Source organism: Bradyrhizobium sp. USDA 4532, from assembly GCF_024171315.1.
Classification (GTDB): domain Bacteria; phylum Pseudomonadota; class Alphaproteobacteria; order Rhizobiales; family Xanthobacteraceae; genus Bradyrhizobium; species Bradyrhizobium australafricanum.
Genome location: NZ_JALJZN010000001.1, coordinates 7165632 through 7181024 on the forward strand (window position 1 = coordinate 7165632; position 15393 = coordinate 7181024).

13 protein-coding genes are annotated in these 15393 nt (G+C 65.8%); 8 read left to right on the forward strand and 5 right to left on the reverse strand.

The window, feature by feature from the left end:
• Positions 1-173: 173 nt before the first annotated feature.
• Positions 174-1640 (forward strand): glycerol-3-phosphate dehydrogenase, encoded by a 1467-nt coding sequence (locus J2R76_RS32920; protein WP_253625403.1) that lies wholly within the window; start codon positions 174-176, stop codon positions 1638-1640.
• A gap of 155 nt (positions 1641-1795) precedes the next feature.
• On the opposite strand, the gene J2R76_RS32925 is transcribed toward J2R76_RS32920, so the two are convergent.
• Positions 1796-3025 carry a tetratricopeptide repeat protein gene (locus J2R76_RS32925; protein ID WP_253626106.1) on the reverse strand — a complete coding sequence of 410 codons (1230 nt, stop codon included), beginning with the start codon at positions 3023-3025 and terminating at the stop codon, positions 1796-1798.
• A 295-nt stretch (positions 3026-3320) separates the two neighbouring features.
• On the opposite strand from J2R76_RS32925, the gene J2R76_RS32930 reads away from it, so the two are divergent.
• The 3 genes from J2R76_RS32930 to J2R76_RS32940 are packed head-to-tail and all read left to right on the forward strand — an operon-like array spanning position 3321 to position 6156.
• Positions 3321-4421: an ABC transporter ATP-binding protein gene (locus tag J2R76_RS32930; RefSeq protein ID WP_253626107.1), complete on the forward strand. Its 1101-nt coding sequence runs from the start codon at positions 3321-3323 to the stop codon at positions 4419-4421.
• A complete protein-coding gene (locus J2R76_RS32935; RefSeq protein WP_253625404.1) occupies positions 4418-5332 on the forward strand; it encodes an ABC transporter permease in 915 nt (304 codons plus the stop codon). Before J2R76_RS32930 ends, J2R76_RS32935 begins: the two co-directional genes overlap by 4 nt.
• Positions 5332-6156: an ABC transporter permease gene (locus J2R76_RS32940; protein WP_253625405.1), complete on the forward strand. Its 825-nt coding sequence runs from the start codon at positions 5332-5334 to the stop codon at positions 6154-6156. Before J2R76_RS32935 ends, J2R76_RS32940 begins: the two co-directional genes overlap by 1 nt.
• Positions 6157-6248: 92 nt before the next feature.
• Here the strand turns inward: J2R76_RS32940 and J2R76_RS32945 are convergent, their stop codons facing one another.
• From J2R76_RS32945 to J2R76_RS32960, 4 genes are all read right to left on the reverse strand, one after another.
• A complete protein-coding gene (locus J2R76_RS32945) occupies positions 6249-7100 on the reverse strand; it encodes a carbohydrate ABC transporter permease (RefSeq protein ID WP_057019024.1) in 852 nt (283 codons plus the stop codon).
• Positions 7097-7966 carry a carbohydrate ABC transporter permease gene (locus J2R76_RS32950; RefSeq protein WP_026191797.1) on the reverse strand — a complete coding sequence of 290 codons (870 nt, stop codon included), beginning with the start codon at positions 7964-7966 and terminating at the stop codon, positions 7097-7099. Before J2R76_RS32950 ends, J2R76_RS32945 begins: the two co-directional genes overlap by 4 nt.
• A gap of 204 nt (positions 7967-8170) precedes the next feature.
• On the reverse strand, positions 8171-9556 hold the full coding sequence (locus J2R76_RS32955; protein ID WP_168855444.1) for an ABC transporter substrate-binding protein: 1386 nt from the start codon (positions 9554-9556) through the stop codon (positions 8171-8173).
• A 160-nt stretch (positions 9557-9716) separates the two neighbouring features.
• Entirely contained in the window at positions 9717-11681 is a 1965-nt protein-coding gene (locus tag J2R76_RS32960; RefSeq protein WP_253588857.1) for an AsmA family protein, read from the reverse strand.
• A 242-nt stretch (positions 11682-11923) separates the two neighbouring features.
• Here J2R76_RS32960 and J2R76_RS32965 point away from each other — a divergent pair, with 242 nt between their 5' ends.
• The 4 genes from J2R76_RS32965 to J2R76_RS32980 all read left to right on the forward strand — a co-directional run bounded on the left by J2R76_RS32965 (position 11924) and on the right by J2R76_RS32980 (position 15311).
• The gene (locus tag J2R76_RS32965) at positions 11924-12631 is read left to right on the forward strand and encodes a CoA transferase subunit A (protein ID WP_016842309.1); all 708 of its coding nucleotides are present in this window, start codon (positions 11924-11926) and stop codon (positions 12629-12631) included.
• A gap of 24 nt (positions 12632-12655) precedes the next feature.
• Positions 12656-13306: a 3-oxoacid CoA-transferase subunit B gene (locus tag J2R76_RS32970; protein ID WP_018268725.1), complete on the forward strand. Its 651-nt coding sequence runs from the start codon at positions 12656-12658 to the stop codon at positions 13304-13306.
• A gap of 1 nt (position 13307) precedes the next feature.
• Positions 13308-13952, forward strand: a complete 645-nt coding sequence (locus J2R76_RS32975; protein ID WP_253625406.1) for a GNAT family N-acetyltransferase — start codon at positions 13308-13310, stop codon at positions 13950-13952.
• Between the two features lie 351 nt (positions 13953-14303).
• Positions 14304-15311, forward strand: coding sequence for a GlxA family transcriptional regulator (locus J2R76_RS32980; RefSeq protein WP_076829629.1), 1008 nt, complete (start codon positions 14304-14306; stop codon positions 15309-15311).
• Positions 15312-15393 lie beyond the last annotated feature (82 nt).

Below are 15393 nucleotides of genomic sequence, written 5' to 3' on the forward strand. Positions count from 1 at the left end.
TCAGGGGCATTATTCCAATATTCCGAAATCATGCAAGCGTACGCTCGCCCCGCAAGCGGGAAGGTGAGTGTGCCGTGATTCACCCGGACATCATGTAGTTCAGCGCCGCGCCTTGACGCATTTTTCGTGCGAACCCGTCTTTTGTTCGCATTGAAATGCGATAGGCGTTGCGCATGGCGGACTACGACGTCGCGATCATCGGCGGTGGCCTGAACGGCACGAGCATTGCTCGTGATGCCGCCGGCCGCGGCCTGCGCGTGATCCTGCTGGAGCAGGGCGATCTCGGTTCCGGCGCATCGCAGGCTTCGCCACGGCTGGTCCATGGTGATCTGGCCGGGCTGGAACGGCGGGAGTTCTTCCGCGTCCGCCGGGCGCTGAGGGAACGCGACGTGTTGCTGCGCATTGCGCCGCATCTGGTGCGGCCGGTGCGCTTCGTGATCCCGGCGCATGCCGAGGAGCGGCCGCCGTGGCAGTTGCGGTCGTTGCTGCTGCTCTACGAACGGCTGACTTCGCGCAGCGGTCTGCCGCGCTCGGCGACGCTCGATGTCACCCACCATCCGGTCGGCAATGCGCTGAAGCGGCCGTTCGGAACCGCGTTCGAATACTCCGACTGCGTCGTCGACGATTCCCGGCTCGTCGTGCTCACCGCCGTCGATGCCGCAGCGCGCGGCGCCGATATCCGCACCGGCGCGCGCGTGACCCGGGCCGAGCGCGGCGAGACCTGGCGGCTGGTCGCGATCGACCGCGGCTACCGACGGGTGATCACGGCGCGGGCGCTGGTCAGCGCGACCGGCGCGTGGAGCGCCTCGGTCGCCGACATCGTGCTGCGCGTGCCCGCGCCGCAGCTTGCGACCGTGCAGATCAGCCAGATTGTCGTGCGCCGCCTGTTCGACTGCGACAACGTCTATGTGTTTCAGAACCCTGACGGCCGGTTGATCTTCGCCAGTCCCTACGAGCGCGACTTCACCCTGATCGGCAGCGTCAGTCATCCCTTCAAGGGTAATCCGGCGGTGGTCGCAATTGGTGTGCGCGAGGAGGCCTATCTCTGCGACGCAGCCAATCGCTACTTTCGCGAACAGATCGCTCCAGTCGATGTGCTGCGGACCGTCTCCGGTGCCAATTCCGTGCTCGTGCCCGCGCGCCGGCACATGAGCGATGGCGCAGCGCTGCTCGATGTCAGGCGCGGCAAGGCGCCGCTGCTTACGATCTTCGGCGGCGACGTCACCACCGCGCGGCGCCGCGCCGAGCGGACGGTGTCGGAGTTCACGCGGTTTTATCCGATGACGCCGCGCTGGACCGCAACGGCGCCGCTGCCGGGCGGCGAGTTCGCGTGGCAGCGCTTCGAGACCGAGGTCGACATCGTCCGCGACCGCTGGCGCTTCCTCGGCGAGGCGCAGGCGCGGCGGCTGGTGGCCGCCTATGGGCTGAACGTCAGAGATGTTCTGGGCGACGCCAAAGAGAAGGCCGATCTCGGCCCGGCCTTCGGTCCCGAACTGACCGGCGCCGAGGTGCGCTACCTCATGCGCAAGGAATGGGCGCGCTTTGCCGACGATATCCTGTGGCGCCGCTCAAAGCTCGGGCTGACCATGCCGCAAGCCGATCGCGACGCGCTTGCGGCGTTCATGGCGAAGATGGATTGAGCTCCATTCAAACCTCCCCTTGAAAAGGGGAGGTCGCTTTGCTCGCCAGAGCAAAGCGGGTGGGGATTCTGCCTCCATGACAACCGGTGTCGTTCGTGGCCGACCCCCATCCCGACCTTCCCCCTTTCAGGGAAGGAGGAGAGCTCCAGCAGCGGCTATTGCCGGGCCGCCTCCTGTGACCAGGCGAGGTCGCGCCGGGACGGACGGCGATGCAGCCGCTCCGAGATCAGGCTCGTTGCCTGCTGGCCCTGGCCGGCGCGCAGGCATGCGACGATGAAGGTGTCCTCCCACAATTCACGTTGCGCATGGCTGCCGCCGATTCGCACCAGCTCTGGCATCAGCGGCGCAAGGATGCGCACCGCGTCGTCGTGATCGCCGGCGGCGAAGGCCGCGATCCCGCGGCCGAGCCCGATCGCCGCGGGGCCCGGCGCCAGTCTGCCGTCGGCGTCGCGCGTGGCCATCTCGACCAGCCGCGCCTCGAGCGCGTCGTTGTTGGTCGTGGCTGCGACGAGCGCGTGGTGCACGTCGGCGAAATGCGCGCCGGCCTTCGGGAAGTAGCCGTCGCCATAGGCGGCGACATCCTTCCAATGCTGCTCGAGACCGGTCTTGCCGGCGACCGTCAGCCGCCACAGCAGCGAGGCCGTGTCGGTGAAGATATTGAGCGGCGGATAGGGGCGGCCCGCCGGCTTGATGTGCTGCTCGTAAATGTCGAGCGCGCTGTCGGCGTCGCCTTCCTCGATCGCAATCAAGGCGAGGTGCCAGGCGAGATGGCCCTGCAGGAAGCTGGTGCGATCATTCGCCGGCAGCCAGGCGGAGAGGAAGCTGCGGCCTTCCGCCCCATTGCCCTGCTCGAACAGCGCATGCGCCACCGCGTGCGCCGCCCCGGCATTCTCCGGCTTCAGCGCATAGCCGCGCTCGGTGATGGCGCGGCCCGAGACGATATCGCCGGCCTCGGTCTTCGACCAGCCGAGATAGGTGAGGAACCACCAGTCGTCGCCATAGTCGCTGATGTAGCGCTCGCAGATCGAAAGCCGCGCCGAGTCATGGTCGGGCCGGCCGGAGAACGCATAGAGGCCGAAGGCGCCGAGCAACAGCGAGAGGATCTGCGCATCGCGCGGATATTCGGCAAGGTGCTGTTCGGCCGCTGCCATCGCCTTCTTGCCCTGGCCCTCGATGACTGAGGCGATGATCTCGATGTGCTGGCGCTCGCGCGGGCTTGCGGCCGCGGCCAGCTGCCGTGCATCGGCCGCCTTGGCGCGGGCCTTGGCGCCTTCCATGTTGAGCTGGTGGACGCGGGCACGGCCGATATGGGCCAATGCGAAATCGGGGTCCTCGGCGATCGCCGCCTCGAATGCCGCATCGGCGCCATGCAGCGCCGCCAGCATGCGATCGACGCCGTCGACATAGTAGGCGGCGGCGCGGTCCGAGCTCGTCGTCAGCGGCAGGCCGTAGCGGTCGTGAATCATCGGTTGCCCCTCGAATTTGACTGCGAAGTCTAGCAGAGGTGCGGACGCCGACAATATTGCGGGAGATGTCCGTGAGGCGGTTGAGCCGGTGGCGATCCGCCGCTAGCTTGCCGCCAGAATCGGACCTTACGGGGAATCGGGGCTGACGGACGTGACATCGGGCGAAGCGAGTGCGGAGGCGGCAAGGCCGTTGCCTGAACCGGCCGTCCCGGACATGCCGCTGCTGCGGATCGAGGGTGTCGCCAAGTCGTTCGGCAATTTCCGCGCGGTCGACAAGCTCTCGCTCGATATCCGCGCCGGCGAATTCTTCGCGCTGCTCGGCCCGAGCGGCTGCGGCAAGACCACGCTGCTGCGCATGCTCGCCGGCTTCGAGACGCCGGACGAGGGCCGCATCCTGCTTGGCGGCAGCGACATCGCGCAGGTGCTGCCGCATGAGCGGCCCGTCAACATGATGTTCCAGAACTACGCGCTGTTCCCGCATCTGTCGGTGCGCGACAACATCGCCTTCGGGCTGAAGCGCGCCGGCATGGCGCGCGCCGACATCGCGGCCCGCGTCGCCGAGATGGTGGCGCTCGTCAAGCTCGAGGGGATGGAGAAGCGCAAGCCCGACCAGCTCTCCGGCGGACAGCGGCAGCGCGTCGCGCTGGCGCGCTCGCTGGCGCGGCGCCCGCAGGTGCTGCTGCTCGACGAGCCGCTCGCGGCGCTCGACAAGAAGCTGCGCGAGAGCACGCAAGGAGAGCTCATGGAGTTGCAGCGCCGGCTCGGCATGACCTTCATCATCGTCACCCACGACCAGGAGGAGGCGATGACGATGGCCGGCCGCATCGGGGTGATGGATGCCGGCCGTCTGGTCCAGGTCGCCACCCCGCGCAATCTCTACGAGGCGCCGGCCTCGCGCTGGATCGCCGAGTTCGTCGGCGACATCAATCTGTTCAACGGCGAGGTCACGTCCCGCGAGAACGGGCGCCTGACGGTCGCGACGGCTGATGCGGGCAGGCTGGCGGTCAGCGAGCTGTGGCCGCCGGTGACCAGGCAGGTCGTTGCCGTCGCGATCCGCCCCGAGAAGGTGAAGCTGTCGCGCCGCGCGCCGGCAACGGACGGCGGCGCGTCGCAGGCGATCAACCGGCTGGAGGGCGTCGTCACCGACGTCAACTATCTCGGCGGCGTGACCAGCTACCGGGTGAAGCTGGAGACGGGCGCGGTGGTGCGCGCGTCGATGGCCAACACCGCGCGGCTCGATGTAGATGCCTATCTCGCCGGCCAGCGTGTGGTGGCATGGTTCACCGCCGACGATTGCCTGGTGCTCGAACAATGAGCGCGCGCCGCATCTTCGCCCGGCCGGCGCGGTTCGCCGCGATCGCGCCCTATCTGTGGATGGTGCTGTTCTTCCTGGTGCCGTTCGGCTTCGTGCTGAAGATCAGCCTGTCGCAGACCGCGATCGCGCAGCCGCCCTATACGCCGGTGTTCGAGTTCACTGAGGGCCGCGCGGCGCTGGCCGCGGCGTTCGCGCAATTGTCGTTCGACAATTTCCGCCTGCTGATCTCGGACAATCTCTACATCCTGTCCTATCTGCGCAGCCTCGTCGTCGCGGTGACCGCGACGCTGATCCTGCTCCTGATCGGTTATCCCATTGCCTACGGCATGGCGCGGTTGCCGCAGCGTTGGCAGGGCGTGGCGATGATGCTGGTCATCGTGCCGTTCTGGACCTCGTTCCTGATCCGCATCTATGCCTGGATCAACATCCTGCAGCATGACGGCCTGCTCAACCAGGTTCTGCTGGCGCTGCACATCGTGTCCGCGCCGGTGGTCTGGCTGTCGACGGACAGCGCGATGTATCTCGGCATCGTCTATTCCTATCTGCCGTTCATGATCCTGCCGCTCTATGCGACGCTCTCCAGGATGGACGCGTCGCTGCTGGAGGCCGCGGGCGATCTCGGCGCCTCGCCGTTGCAGGCGTTCTGGCTGGTGACATTCCCGCTGTCGCTGCCCGGCATCGGCGCCGGCGCGCTGCTCTGCTTCATTCCTGTTGTCGGCGAGTTCGTGATCCCCGATCTGCTCGCCGGCTCCAACTCGCTGATGATCGGGCAGACGCTGTGGCTCGAGTTCTTCACCAACAAGGACTGGCCGGTCGCATCGGCCGCCGCGGTCGCCTTGTTGCTGCTGCTGGTGCCGCCGCTCGTACTCTACGATCGCCTGCAGCGGCGTCAGCTCAAGGCCAACAGCTGATGGCGCGCCCCGTCACCAGGCTCACCAGGCTCACCCGCTTCAACATGACGTCGCTGGCGCTCGGGCTGGCGTTCCTCTATCTGCCGATCGTCATCCTCGTGATCTACTCGTTCAACGCCTCGCGGCTGGTGACGGTGTGGGGCGGCTGGTCGCTGCGCTGGTACCGCGAGTTCTTTGGCGACCGCGCCATGCTGGAAGCGGCGTGGATGAGCCTGTCGGTCGCCGCGGTGTCGGCGACGCTGGCGACACTGCTGGGCACGCTGGCGGCGATCGGGCTGGCGCGCGGCGAGCGGTTCCGGGGCCGGGCACTGTTCTCCGGCATGCTGTATTCGCCGCTGGTCATGCCCGAGGTGATCTCCGGCCTGTCGCTGCTGCTTTTGTTCGTGGCGCTCAATGCCGAGCGCGGGTTCTGGACGGTGACGATCGCCCACACCACGCTGACGATGTGCTTCGTCACGGTCGTGGTGCAGTCGCGCCTCGCCACGCTCGACCGCAGCCTGGAGGAGGCCGCGATGGACCTCGGCTGCGATCCGGTGCGGGCGTTCCTCCTGGTGACGCTGCCGCTGATCGTGCCGGCGATCGTGGCGGGGTGGATGCTTGCCTTCACGCTGTCGCTCGACGACGTCGTGATCGCGAGCTTCACCGCCAGCCCGGGTTCGGCGACGCTGCCGATCCGGATCTATTCCGAGGTCCGGCTCGGAGTGAAACCCGAGATCAACGCGATCTGCACGCTGGGGATCGCGCTGATTGCCGTGATCATCGTGATTGCCTCGTTCGCCTCGAAACTGTCGAGCGCGCGCGGCGAGAGCGCCGCGCCGCTGTAATTTCCGTCATTCCGGGGCGATGTGAAACATCGAACCCGGAATCTCGAGATTCCGGGTCTGGTGCTAGCGCACCATCCCGGAATGACAGCGCGTCACGACTTGACGGCGCCTGCCGTCAGCCCGCCGACCATGTAGCGCTTGAAGGCGTAATAGACCGCGGCCGGCGGCAGCGCGTAGATGAAGCCGGTGGTCATCAGGAGCTCCCACGGCGAGTCGTCCGCGGCGAGGAAGTTGCCGAGCGCAACCGGCAGCGTGATGTCGGTGTCCTTCGACAGCAGCAGGAACGCGTAGAGATATTCGTTCCAGGCGAGCAGGATCGCATAGGTGCCGACCGCGACCAGCGACGGCATCATCAAGGGCACATAGACCAGGCGGAACAGCTGCAGTGTGGTGGCGCCGTCCATCGTCGCGGCCTCGTCGAGCTCGACCGGCAGCTTGTCGGAGGCCTGCTTCAAGACCCAGATCGCGTAGGGCGCGGCGATCGTCACCATCGCGAGGATCAGCGACCAGTGATTGTTGAGCAGGCCGTAATTGCCCATGGTGCGGTACATCGGCACGGCGAGGAACGCGGCCGGAATGAAGTAGGTGAACAGCGCCAAGTTCATGACGGCGCGGCCGCCCGGCACGCGCAGCCGCGAGATCGAGAACGCGGCGGCGGTGGCGACGAACAGCGTCAGCGCACCGACCGCGAGCGCGATCACGGTCGAATTCCAGAACTGGATCCAGAAGTCGCGCAGGAAGTAATGCTGCTGGTGGAACACGATCGAGAAATTGTGCAGCGTCGGATGCGTCGGCCACAGCTTGCCGGTGAACGCGTCCTCCTTCGGCGAGATCGCGAACACGAACATGTGGTAGATCGGAATCATGGTCCAGATGAAGACCGGGATGCCGATCAGGAGCAGCTTGGCCTCGGTACCGACTTCGCGGAGGGTGGGTAGCTTCATCGCGACAACCGTTTCATCATGAAATAGACCAGCGGCAGCACGAACGGCATGGCGCAGACGATCGAGGCCATCGCCAGCGAGAGCTGGTCGAGGCGCAGATAGCGGATGCCGAGCGTCGACAGCACATGGGTGAGGTCGGCGGGCCCGCCGCCGGTGAGCAAATAGACGCTGTTGAAGTCGCCGAGCGTCCAGATCATCGAGAGCAGCGTGCACGTGACGTAGAGCGTCTGCATCGACGGCCAGGTGATGTAGCGGAATTTCTGCCACCAATTGGCGCCGTCGACGTCGGAGGCCTCGTACAGATCGTGCGAGATGGCGAGCCGTCCGGTCAGCAGGATCAGCGTCCAGAACGGCAGCGACTTCCAGATGTGCACGCCGATCGCCATCGCCAAAGCGACCGATGGATCGTTCAGCCAGTTCGGGCCGTCGTCGCCGGTGAACTTGAAGATCAACTGGTTGACCACGCCCCATTCGGGATTGAGCATGAAGCGCACCGACAGGATGGTCGGGATCGAGGGCACCGCCCAGGGCAGGATGAAGATGACAGACAGCCACCTGATCCAGGGCCGCTGCTGGGCGAAGAAGCCGGACAGGAACAGCGCGATCAGCATCTTGATGTTGATGCCGATGACCAGGAAGATCAGCGTGTTGATCGCCGCGCGCGCGAAAATCGGGTCGTGATAGAGCGCGACATAGCTCGCCGGATGGCGCGCCAGCCACAGGCCGTAGCCGACCGGATAGACCACAAAGGCGAGGAAGACGAGCAGATAGGGCGCGAGCAGCACGATGCCCCAGACCTGCGGCGGCGACAGCCGCGCCGACAACGGCGGCGAGGGGACATCGGATGCGGAGAGTGTGATCGCCATTCGGTTACTCTAAGATGTCGCTTACGTCGTCGATGTCGCCTACGTCGTCGTCCCGGCGAAGGCCGGGACCCATAACCACAGGGCCCGGCCGTTGCCAGAAAGCCGTCGACCAGCCTGCTCCCAAATTATTGCCTCGGCGTATGGGTCCCGGCTTTCGCCGGGACGACGCGGAGCAAGTGTCGGCAGTGCCGGTCATCGTTGATGTTACCCCGCGACCTGCTTGATGCGGGCAATCAGTTCGTCGACGGCCTTGTCCACCGGCACCTTCTCGCTGACGACGCGGTTCATGGCCTTGGCCCAGACGTTCTCGTTGTTCAGGATGGTGAACTTCCAGTTCTTGGTGAAGTCGAACGGCGCGGTGCCGCCGGTGAACTGATTCCACACCGCCTTGCGGTGCCGGTCGGCCTGCCAGAACGGGCTCGCCTGGCTGGCCTTGGTCACCGGGAACCAGCGACCGAGCGCGCCCTCGACATAGGGCCGCACATTGTCTTCCTGCATCAGGAACGCGATGAACTGCTTGCCTTCCGCCTTGTTCTTGGCGTTGGCGAAGATCAGCCCGGTCTTGACGTCGGAGCGGTACTTGATGGTCGAGCCGTCCGGTGCCTTGGGGAAGGACGCGGTGATGATGTCCTGCTCATAGGCCTGCTTGCCGGCGGCGCGCTGCGCGTCGGTCAGCGCCGGGTTGGTGGAATCCTCGAACCACTTCGCCGCGATCGAGATCGTGAAATTGTGGGTCATTACGATCGTCTTGTTGTGGAAGGCGACGTTGTTGTCCGGATCCTTCCAGGTCGTCGAGGAGGGCGGCGTGCAGCCCTTGATGTAGGTGTCGGTGTAGTCCTTCAGCGCGTGGACCAATCCGTCTCGGACCTTGGGATCGTCGACCAGCAGCTTGCCGTCGTCGTCGACCAGCTTGACGTGATAGGCGTCCATGAAGGTGTAGAACGACTGGAACGAGTCGGTGGATTCCACGCCCATCGGCTGGCCGACGCCGTAGATGCGCTGGCCGGTCGCCTTGCGGATCGCCGGCTGCACCTTGTCACACCAGAACGACCAGTAGTCCTCCCACTTGGTCGGGATGTCGGCGGCCTTGAAGCCGGCCTTCTCCAGCATGTCGCCCCAGATCTGGACGTGCATGCTCTGCTGCTTCAGCGGGAAGCCGTAATAGGCCTTCTTCTTGGCGACGTCGTTGTAGAGCAGCGCCGTCTCCAGCGTGTTCGGCGCGAACGCGTCCTTCATCGGCAGCAGGATGTCGGAGAGATCCTCGAGTTTGCCTTCATAGGCCCATTTGCCCTGGGCCTGCACATCGTAGGTGTCCGAATAGGCGACGTCGGGCACGGTGCCGGAATCGAGCGCGGCGACCGTCTTCGGAATCATGTCCTGGATCGCGTATTGCGACAGTTCGACCTTGATGCCGGTCTTGGCTTCGAATTTCTTGATCGTTTCAAGCAGCGCGTCGTCTTCGGATTTGTAAAATCCCTTGCCCCACCAGACGGTGATCGTCTTGCCCTGGGCCAGAGCGGGTGCAGTTGCGGCGAACAGGCCGACCGCGGCGACCGCAATTGATAGCGCACCGATAACCTTGGATCTCACGTTATTCTCCCTCATGAGGCCGGCTTTTTAACCGGTTGGAGAAAACACTAGCGCATGCCCGTGACCCGATAAAGATGTCGCGCCGCCGACTTGTGTAGGGGTTTGCGGCGAGCGCGTGGATCGGTCCCGGTGCATCGATGCGCAAAGTGAATGGATTCGATCAGTTTGACTTCGCATTCTCGGCCGACGCCGCCGGTGCGCCGCCGGGCGCGCCTGCCGCAGCATCGGGCGCCGCCGCGGGCCGCGCGGCTCCGCCGGTGAAGCGCTCGATCACCGAGCGCACCGCGTCGCGGGTCTTGCGATCCTTCACCGCATCGAGCAGCGGAGCGGAGGCCGGCGAGCGGCGGATCAGGCTTTCCGGATCGGGGAAGATCAGCGGATCGTCCCACGGCCCCTGGATCACGAAGGGCAGATCGAAACCGTTGCCGCCGGCCGATGCCGAGGTCAGGCTGGCGACGCCCTTGAGATCGTATTCGCGCGACGGCACCGAGGCCGTGCCGGTCAGCGTGATCTTCGCGGTGGGGCTTTCGACATGAATGTCGTCAGCGGTCGCGACGCCGTCGGCGAATTTCACCGAGATGCTGAGATTGTCGTAGGGCGTCGAGCCGGAGCGGAAATTGCCGCCGCCGGACAGCGGCCGCTTCTCCAGCCGCTTCAACAGCTGCTCGACATTGAAGCCCGCGATCGCGCCGTCATGTCCATTCAGCGTCGCGGTGCCGTCGAGCGACGACGCGAGCCCGAACGGGCTCGAGCCCGAGGCGGTCAGCGAGACATTCAGGTTGCCGCGGCCGGACAGCTTGTTGATGCCGAACAATTCGCTGGCGCAGGCCTGCAGATCGACATCGGTGAACTGGAATTGCGCCCTGACGTCGGCGACCGCATCCGAGCGCGCGATCGCGAACGAGCCCTTGGCGATGCCGCCATACATCTGCGCCTCGCCGACGCTGAGCGCCAGCGCGCCGCCGCGCAGATTGGCGCCGAACGCGGTGCGGCCGAGCTTGGACGGGCCGACCGTGACCTTGGCCGCCGACAGGCGCATGTCGAGATCGGTCGACGACAGCGAGGAAAGGTCGAACAGCTGCCTGTTCCAGTCGCGCTGGCCGCTGGCCAGCAGGCGGAACGTCGAGATGTAAGGCGTGAAATCGAGGTTGCCGGCGGCAAGCGTCGCCTGCAGCGTCTGCCGGCCGTTATTGGCGTAGGTCATCACGCCCTCGGCGACGTTGCCGTCGAGCTCGACATTGACATTGGTGAGCGCGACCGAGCCGCCGACCACATTGGCGCGGGCCTTCAGCGCGAAGCGGCCGAAGCCGCCACCGCCGCCGGGCGGGGCCTGTCCCATCCAGCGCAACGCGTTGCGCAGCGACGGTGAGTCCATGGTGGCGACGCCTTCCATCATCAGGCTGGTGCGGTTGGCGACGGTTCCGTCGAAAGCAACTTTCAGCGGCGCGCTGGCGAGCCGTGCCTTCAGGCCGGAGCGGTCGCCCGACAGCAACGCGACGAAGTCGCTGGCGCTGATCGAGCCGTCGACGCGTTCGCCGCGCCAGTCGAACTGGCCGGTTGCGGCAAAGGAACGCGAGATCGAGGGCCAGGCCAGCGACAGGTCGATATCGCCGAGCTGCTCGGAGATGTTGTTGGTGCCGTCCTGGTAGTTCAGCTCGCCGTCCTGGATCCGGATTTCGGAGAACGACACCTGGTTCTCGGCGCCGGGCGTCATCGCCTTGGCGATGGTCTCGACGAACGGCGTCCAGTTGCTCTCGCCGGCGCCGTCGCGGACCACATGGATATGGGGACGGAGCATCATGACGTCGGCAATCTCGAACCGCCGCAGCAACAGCGGCAGCAGGCGCAGATTGGCGGTCAGCACGTCGACCTGCAGGGCGGGACCGATGGTATCGGCGCCCTTCAGCCCGACATTATGAAAGGAGACGTAGCTGCCCGGAAAAACCGAGACGTCGATCGGGCCGTTGACGACCAGTTCGAGCCCGGTCACGGCGCGGATCTGCGCCTCCACCGCGCGCTGCAGCGCGTCCCGGTTGAGGAACCACGACGTTCCGACCAGCCCGACCAGCGCCAGGCCGAAAAGCGCCGCGATCGGCATCCCCAGGCGCTTAATTCCTTGGGCCATCGTCAATGACATATCCGGGTCGGGTTGAATTTTGTCGGGTCGTCGTCGAACACAGCGGGCTCTCGCCGGAGGCCCCTGCCAACCCACGCAACTTGAAGGGTTTTCTTGTCGCTTTCAAGGCCATGTTGCTGCCGCGGGCCGCCGCCCGTCGCCGCACCGGGCCGTGATTGACGCATTGCGAAGATTTCGCCTAATAATCCGCTTTGCCACAGCCGTTCCGCCCTCCATCAGGTATTCGCTGCATGAACAAAGTTTATCCCGACGCCAAATCGGCACTCGATGGTCTCCTCAAGGACGGCATGATGATCATGTCGGGCGGCTTCGGCCTCTGCGGCATCGCCGAGACCCTGTCCGACGCGATCCGCGAGTCCGGCGTCAAGGGCCTCACCGTCGTCTCCAACAATGCCGGCGTCGACGGCATCGGCCTCAGCCGGCTGCTGGAGACCCGCCAGATCAAGAAGATGATCTCGTCCTATGTCGGCGAGAACAAGCTGTTCGCCCAACAGTATCTCGCCGGCGAGCTCGAGCTCGAGTTCAACCCGCAGGGCACGCTGGCCGAGCGCATCCGCGCCGGCGGCGCCGGAATCCCGGCCTTCTACACCAAGACCGGCGTCGGCACGCTGATCGCCGAAGGCAAGGAAGTGAAGGAATTCGACGGCGAGAAGTACATCATGGAGCGCGGCCTGTTCGCCGACGTCGCCATCGTCCATGCCTGGAAGGGCGACACCGCCGGCAATCTGGTCTACCGCAAGACCGCGCGCAACTTTAACCCGATGATGGCCACCGCGGCGAAGGTCACCGTCGCCGAGGTCGAGCACCTGGTGCCGGCCGGCGAGATCGATCCGGACCACATCCATACCCCCGGCATCTTCGTCAAGCGCATCGTCGAGGTCGGGACCGGCAAGAAGCGGATCGAGTTCCGCAACACCCGTCCGCGGCCCGCCGCCTAAAACATAATCCTTCAGGAGAGCCACATGGCCTGGACCCGTGAACAGATGGCCGCCCGCGCCGCCAAGGAGTTGCGCGACGGCTATTACGTCAATCTCGGCATCGGCATCCCGACGCTGGTCTCGAACTACATCCCCGACGGCATCGACGTCAGCCTGCAGAGCGAGAACGGCATGCTCGGCATGGGCCCGTTCCCCTATGAGGACGAGGTCGACGCCGACCTGATCAACGCCGGCAAGCAGACCGTGAGCGAGCTGCCCTCGACCAGCTATTTCTCGTCGGCCGATTCCTTCGGCATGGTGCGCGGCGGCCATATCGATCTGTCGATCCTTGGCGCCATGCAGGTGGCGCAGAACGGCGACCTCGCCAACTGGATGATCCCCGGCAAGATGGTGAAGGGCATGGGCGGCGCCATGGACCTCGTCGCCGGCGTCAAGCGCGTCGTGGTCGTGATGGAGCATTCCGCCAAGGACGGCCCCAAGCTGCTCAAGCAGTGCAACCTGCCGCTGACCGGCGAGCGCGTGGTCGACATGGTCGTCACCGATCTTGCGGTGTTCACCATCGACAAGCACGGCAAGGACGGCATGGCGCTGATCGAGCTCGCCGACGGCGTCACGCTCGACGAGGTCAAGGCCAAGACCGAGGCCGAATTCCGCGTCGCGCTGAAGAACACCTGAGATGATCGGCGCGGGACGATCCTCGATCCGTCCCGCACGATCCGATGACGCCGGCTTCATCGCCCGCATTGTCCTGGCCGCGCAGCGCGGCCCGTTGCCGCGCGGCTGGTTCGACATCGCGCTCGACCGGGGCGAGGCGGAATGCCTGGCGTTCATGACACGGCTCGCCGTGGCGCGGGTGCGGTCATGGTATCACGTCGCCCATTTCCTGATTGCTGAAGTCGATGGCGTGCCGGCTGCCGCGCTGTGCGCGATTCCGGCATCCGGAACCGTCCTCGCCGCACGTGCGGCGATCGAGGAAGTCGCAGCAGAGACCGGCATGGACGCCGATGCCATCGTCGCGCGCGGCGGCTATGCCCGTAACTGCTGGGTGCAAGGCGGCGAGGGCGACTGGCTGATCGAGCATGTCGCCCGACAAGCGTCCCATCGCAGCGGCGGTCTGGTGCAGGACTTGATCCGCCGCGCACTCGCCGACGGCAAGGCGGCCGGTTACACGCAGGCATCGATCTCGTTCCTGATCGGCAACGACGCCGCCGAACGCTGCTACGCCAGGGCCGGCTTCGCCTTCGCCGAAGAGAAGCGCGACGCCGCCTTCGAGGCGATGACCGGCGCGCCGGGCTTTCGCAGATTTGCGCGGGCGATGTGAATAGGGCGCACGGCGAACGGCCCGCATATACATCTGTCGTCCCGGCGAAGGCCGGGACCCATACGCCGCGGCGGATGTTGCAGGCGGGACTCGTCGTTGCAATCGCGCATGACAATTCGCGTCGGTGGTTATGGGTCCCGGCCTTCGCCGGGACGACGGTGAGTGTGCGGCACGGCTTGTGAGTCATACGCCCGCATTTTCGCGACATGGTTTGTCCGGGTTGACAGTTTTTTGCTGAGTTTCCCGTCGGGCAGCCACACGGCGCGGCGCATTCGGCGCCCGCCGCCCGCTTGTCCGGTCGTCCATGCAATGGCAGAATTGCGCCATGTTGTGCAAAATCGGACACGGGCCATGCCACTCATCCGGATCTGGGTCTATGACGGTATCCTCGCTTCGGGCGTGGCGGGGATTGTCGACGTGTTCACCGCCGCCAATTCGGTGACGTCGCGGCGACCGCGACGTCGCAGCGGCACGCCGTCGCAGCTGCGGTGGCGCGTCGAGTCCTTGAGTGGCCGACCGGTCCACACGGCGTCAGGCCAGGTCATCGGCGTCGATGGGCCGATCGGTGCGCGGTCTTCGGCAGACGCGGTGGTGATCCCGGGACCGTTCGTCGGCGATATCGAACGTTTCTTCGCGCGGCTCGATACCGTCGAGCCGCTACTCGCGGCGCTGCGTCGGCAGCATGAGCGCGGTACCCTGCTCGCGTCCTATTGCACCGGCAGCTTCATCCTCGCCGAGGCCGGCCTGCTCGACGGCAGGGTTGCGACCACCCATTGGGCGAAGGGACGGACATTCGCGATGCGCTACCCGGCGGTGGATCTGCGCGTCGCCGAGATCCTCACCGAGCAGAACCGCATTGTCTGCTCGGGCGCGGTGACCACCTCGCTCAATCTCGCGCTTCGGCTGGTCGAGAAATTCGCCGGTGCCGACGTAGCCGCCGAGACCGGCAAGCTGATGCTGATCGACAGCAATCGCGTCTCGCAGGCACCCTATGCCAGCCGCGCGCGCGACACGCAGCACTCCGACGCGCTGGTGGCGCGGGCGCAGAGCATGATGGAGAAGTCGCTGCAACAGGGCTTCAGTCTGGCCAGGCTGGCCCGCGACCTTTCGGTCAGCGAGCGGACGTTGAACCGCCGCTTCAAGCTGGCGGTCGGCGAGGCGCCCTTGCAATATCTGCAGGCGCTGCGGGTGGATGTCGCCAAGCGCCTGATCGAAACCACGCGGCTGAAGCTCGACGCGGTCAGCGGGCGCGTCGGCTACAACGATCTGTCGACCTTCCGTCGTCTGTTCAAGCGCGAAACCGGGCTTTCGCCCCGCGAATACCAGCGTCGGTTCGTGCGCAGGGCCCCCGCTAGCTGAGAAGGCCGTGTCCGAATTTGCCCTGAGAATGGCGATACTGCCACTGCTGCAAGGAGCACGCCGCGCATAGACCTCGTCCTGT

Coding starts and splice junctions, on each gene's coding strand:
- J2R76_RS32920 (WP_253625403.1), top strand. CDS start 174: ATGGCGGACTACGACGTCGCGATCATCGGCGGTGGCCTGAACGGCACG.
- J2R76_RS32925 (WP_253626106.1), bottom strand. CDS start 3,025: ATGCTGGCGGCGCTGCATGGCGCCGATGCGGCATTCGAGGCGGCGATC.
- J2R76_RS32930 (WP_253626107.1), top strand. CDS start 3,321: ATGCCGCTGCTGCGGATCGAGGGTGTCGCCAAGTCGTTCGGCAATTTC.
- J2R76_RS32935 (WP_253625404.1), top strand. CDS start 4,418: ATGAGCGCGCGCCGCATCTTCGCCCGGCCGGCGCGGTTCGCCGCGATC.
- J2R76_RS32940 (WP_253625405.1), top strand. CDS start 5,332: ATGGCGCGCCCCGTCACCAGGCTCACCAGGCTCACCCGCTTCAACATG.
- J2R76_RS32945 (WP_057019024.1), bottom strand. CDS start 7,100: ATGAAGCTACCCACCCTCCGCGAAGTCGGTACCGAGGCCAAGCTGCTC.
- J2R76_RS32950 (WP_026191797.1), bottom strand. CDS start 7,966: ATGGCGATCACACTCTCCGCATCCGATGTCCCCTCGCCGCCGTTGTCG.
- J2R76_RS32960 (WP_253588857.1), bottom strand. CDS start 11,681: ATGGCCCAAGGAATTAAGCGCCTGGGGATGCCGATCGCGGCGCTTTTC.
- J2R76_RS32965 (WP_016842309.1), top strand. CDS start 11,924: ATGAACAAAGTTTATCCCGACGCCAAATCGGCACTCGATGGTCTCCTC.
- J2R76_RS32970 (WP_018268725.1), top strand. CDS start 12,656: ATGGCCTGGACCCGTGAACAGATGGCCGCCCGCGCCGCCAAGGAGTTG.
- J2R76_RS32975 (WP_253625406.1), top strand. CDS start 13,308: ATGATCGGCGCGGGACGATCCTCGATCCGTCCCGCACGATCCGATGAC.
- J2R76_RS32980 (WP_076829629.1), top strand. CDS start 14,304: ATGCCACTCATCCGGATCTGGGTCTATGACGGTATCCTCGCTTCGGGC.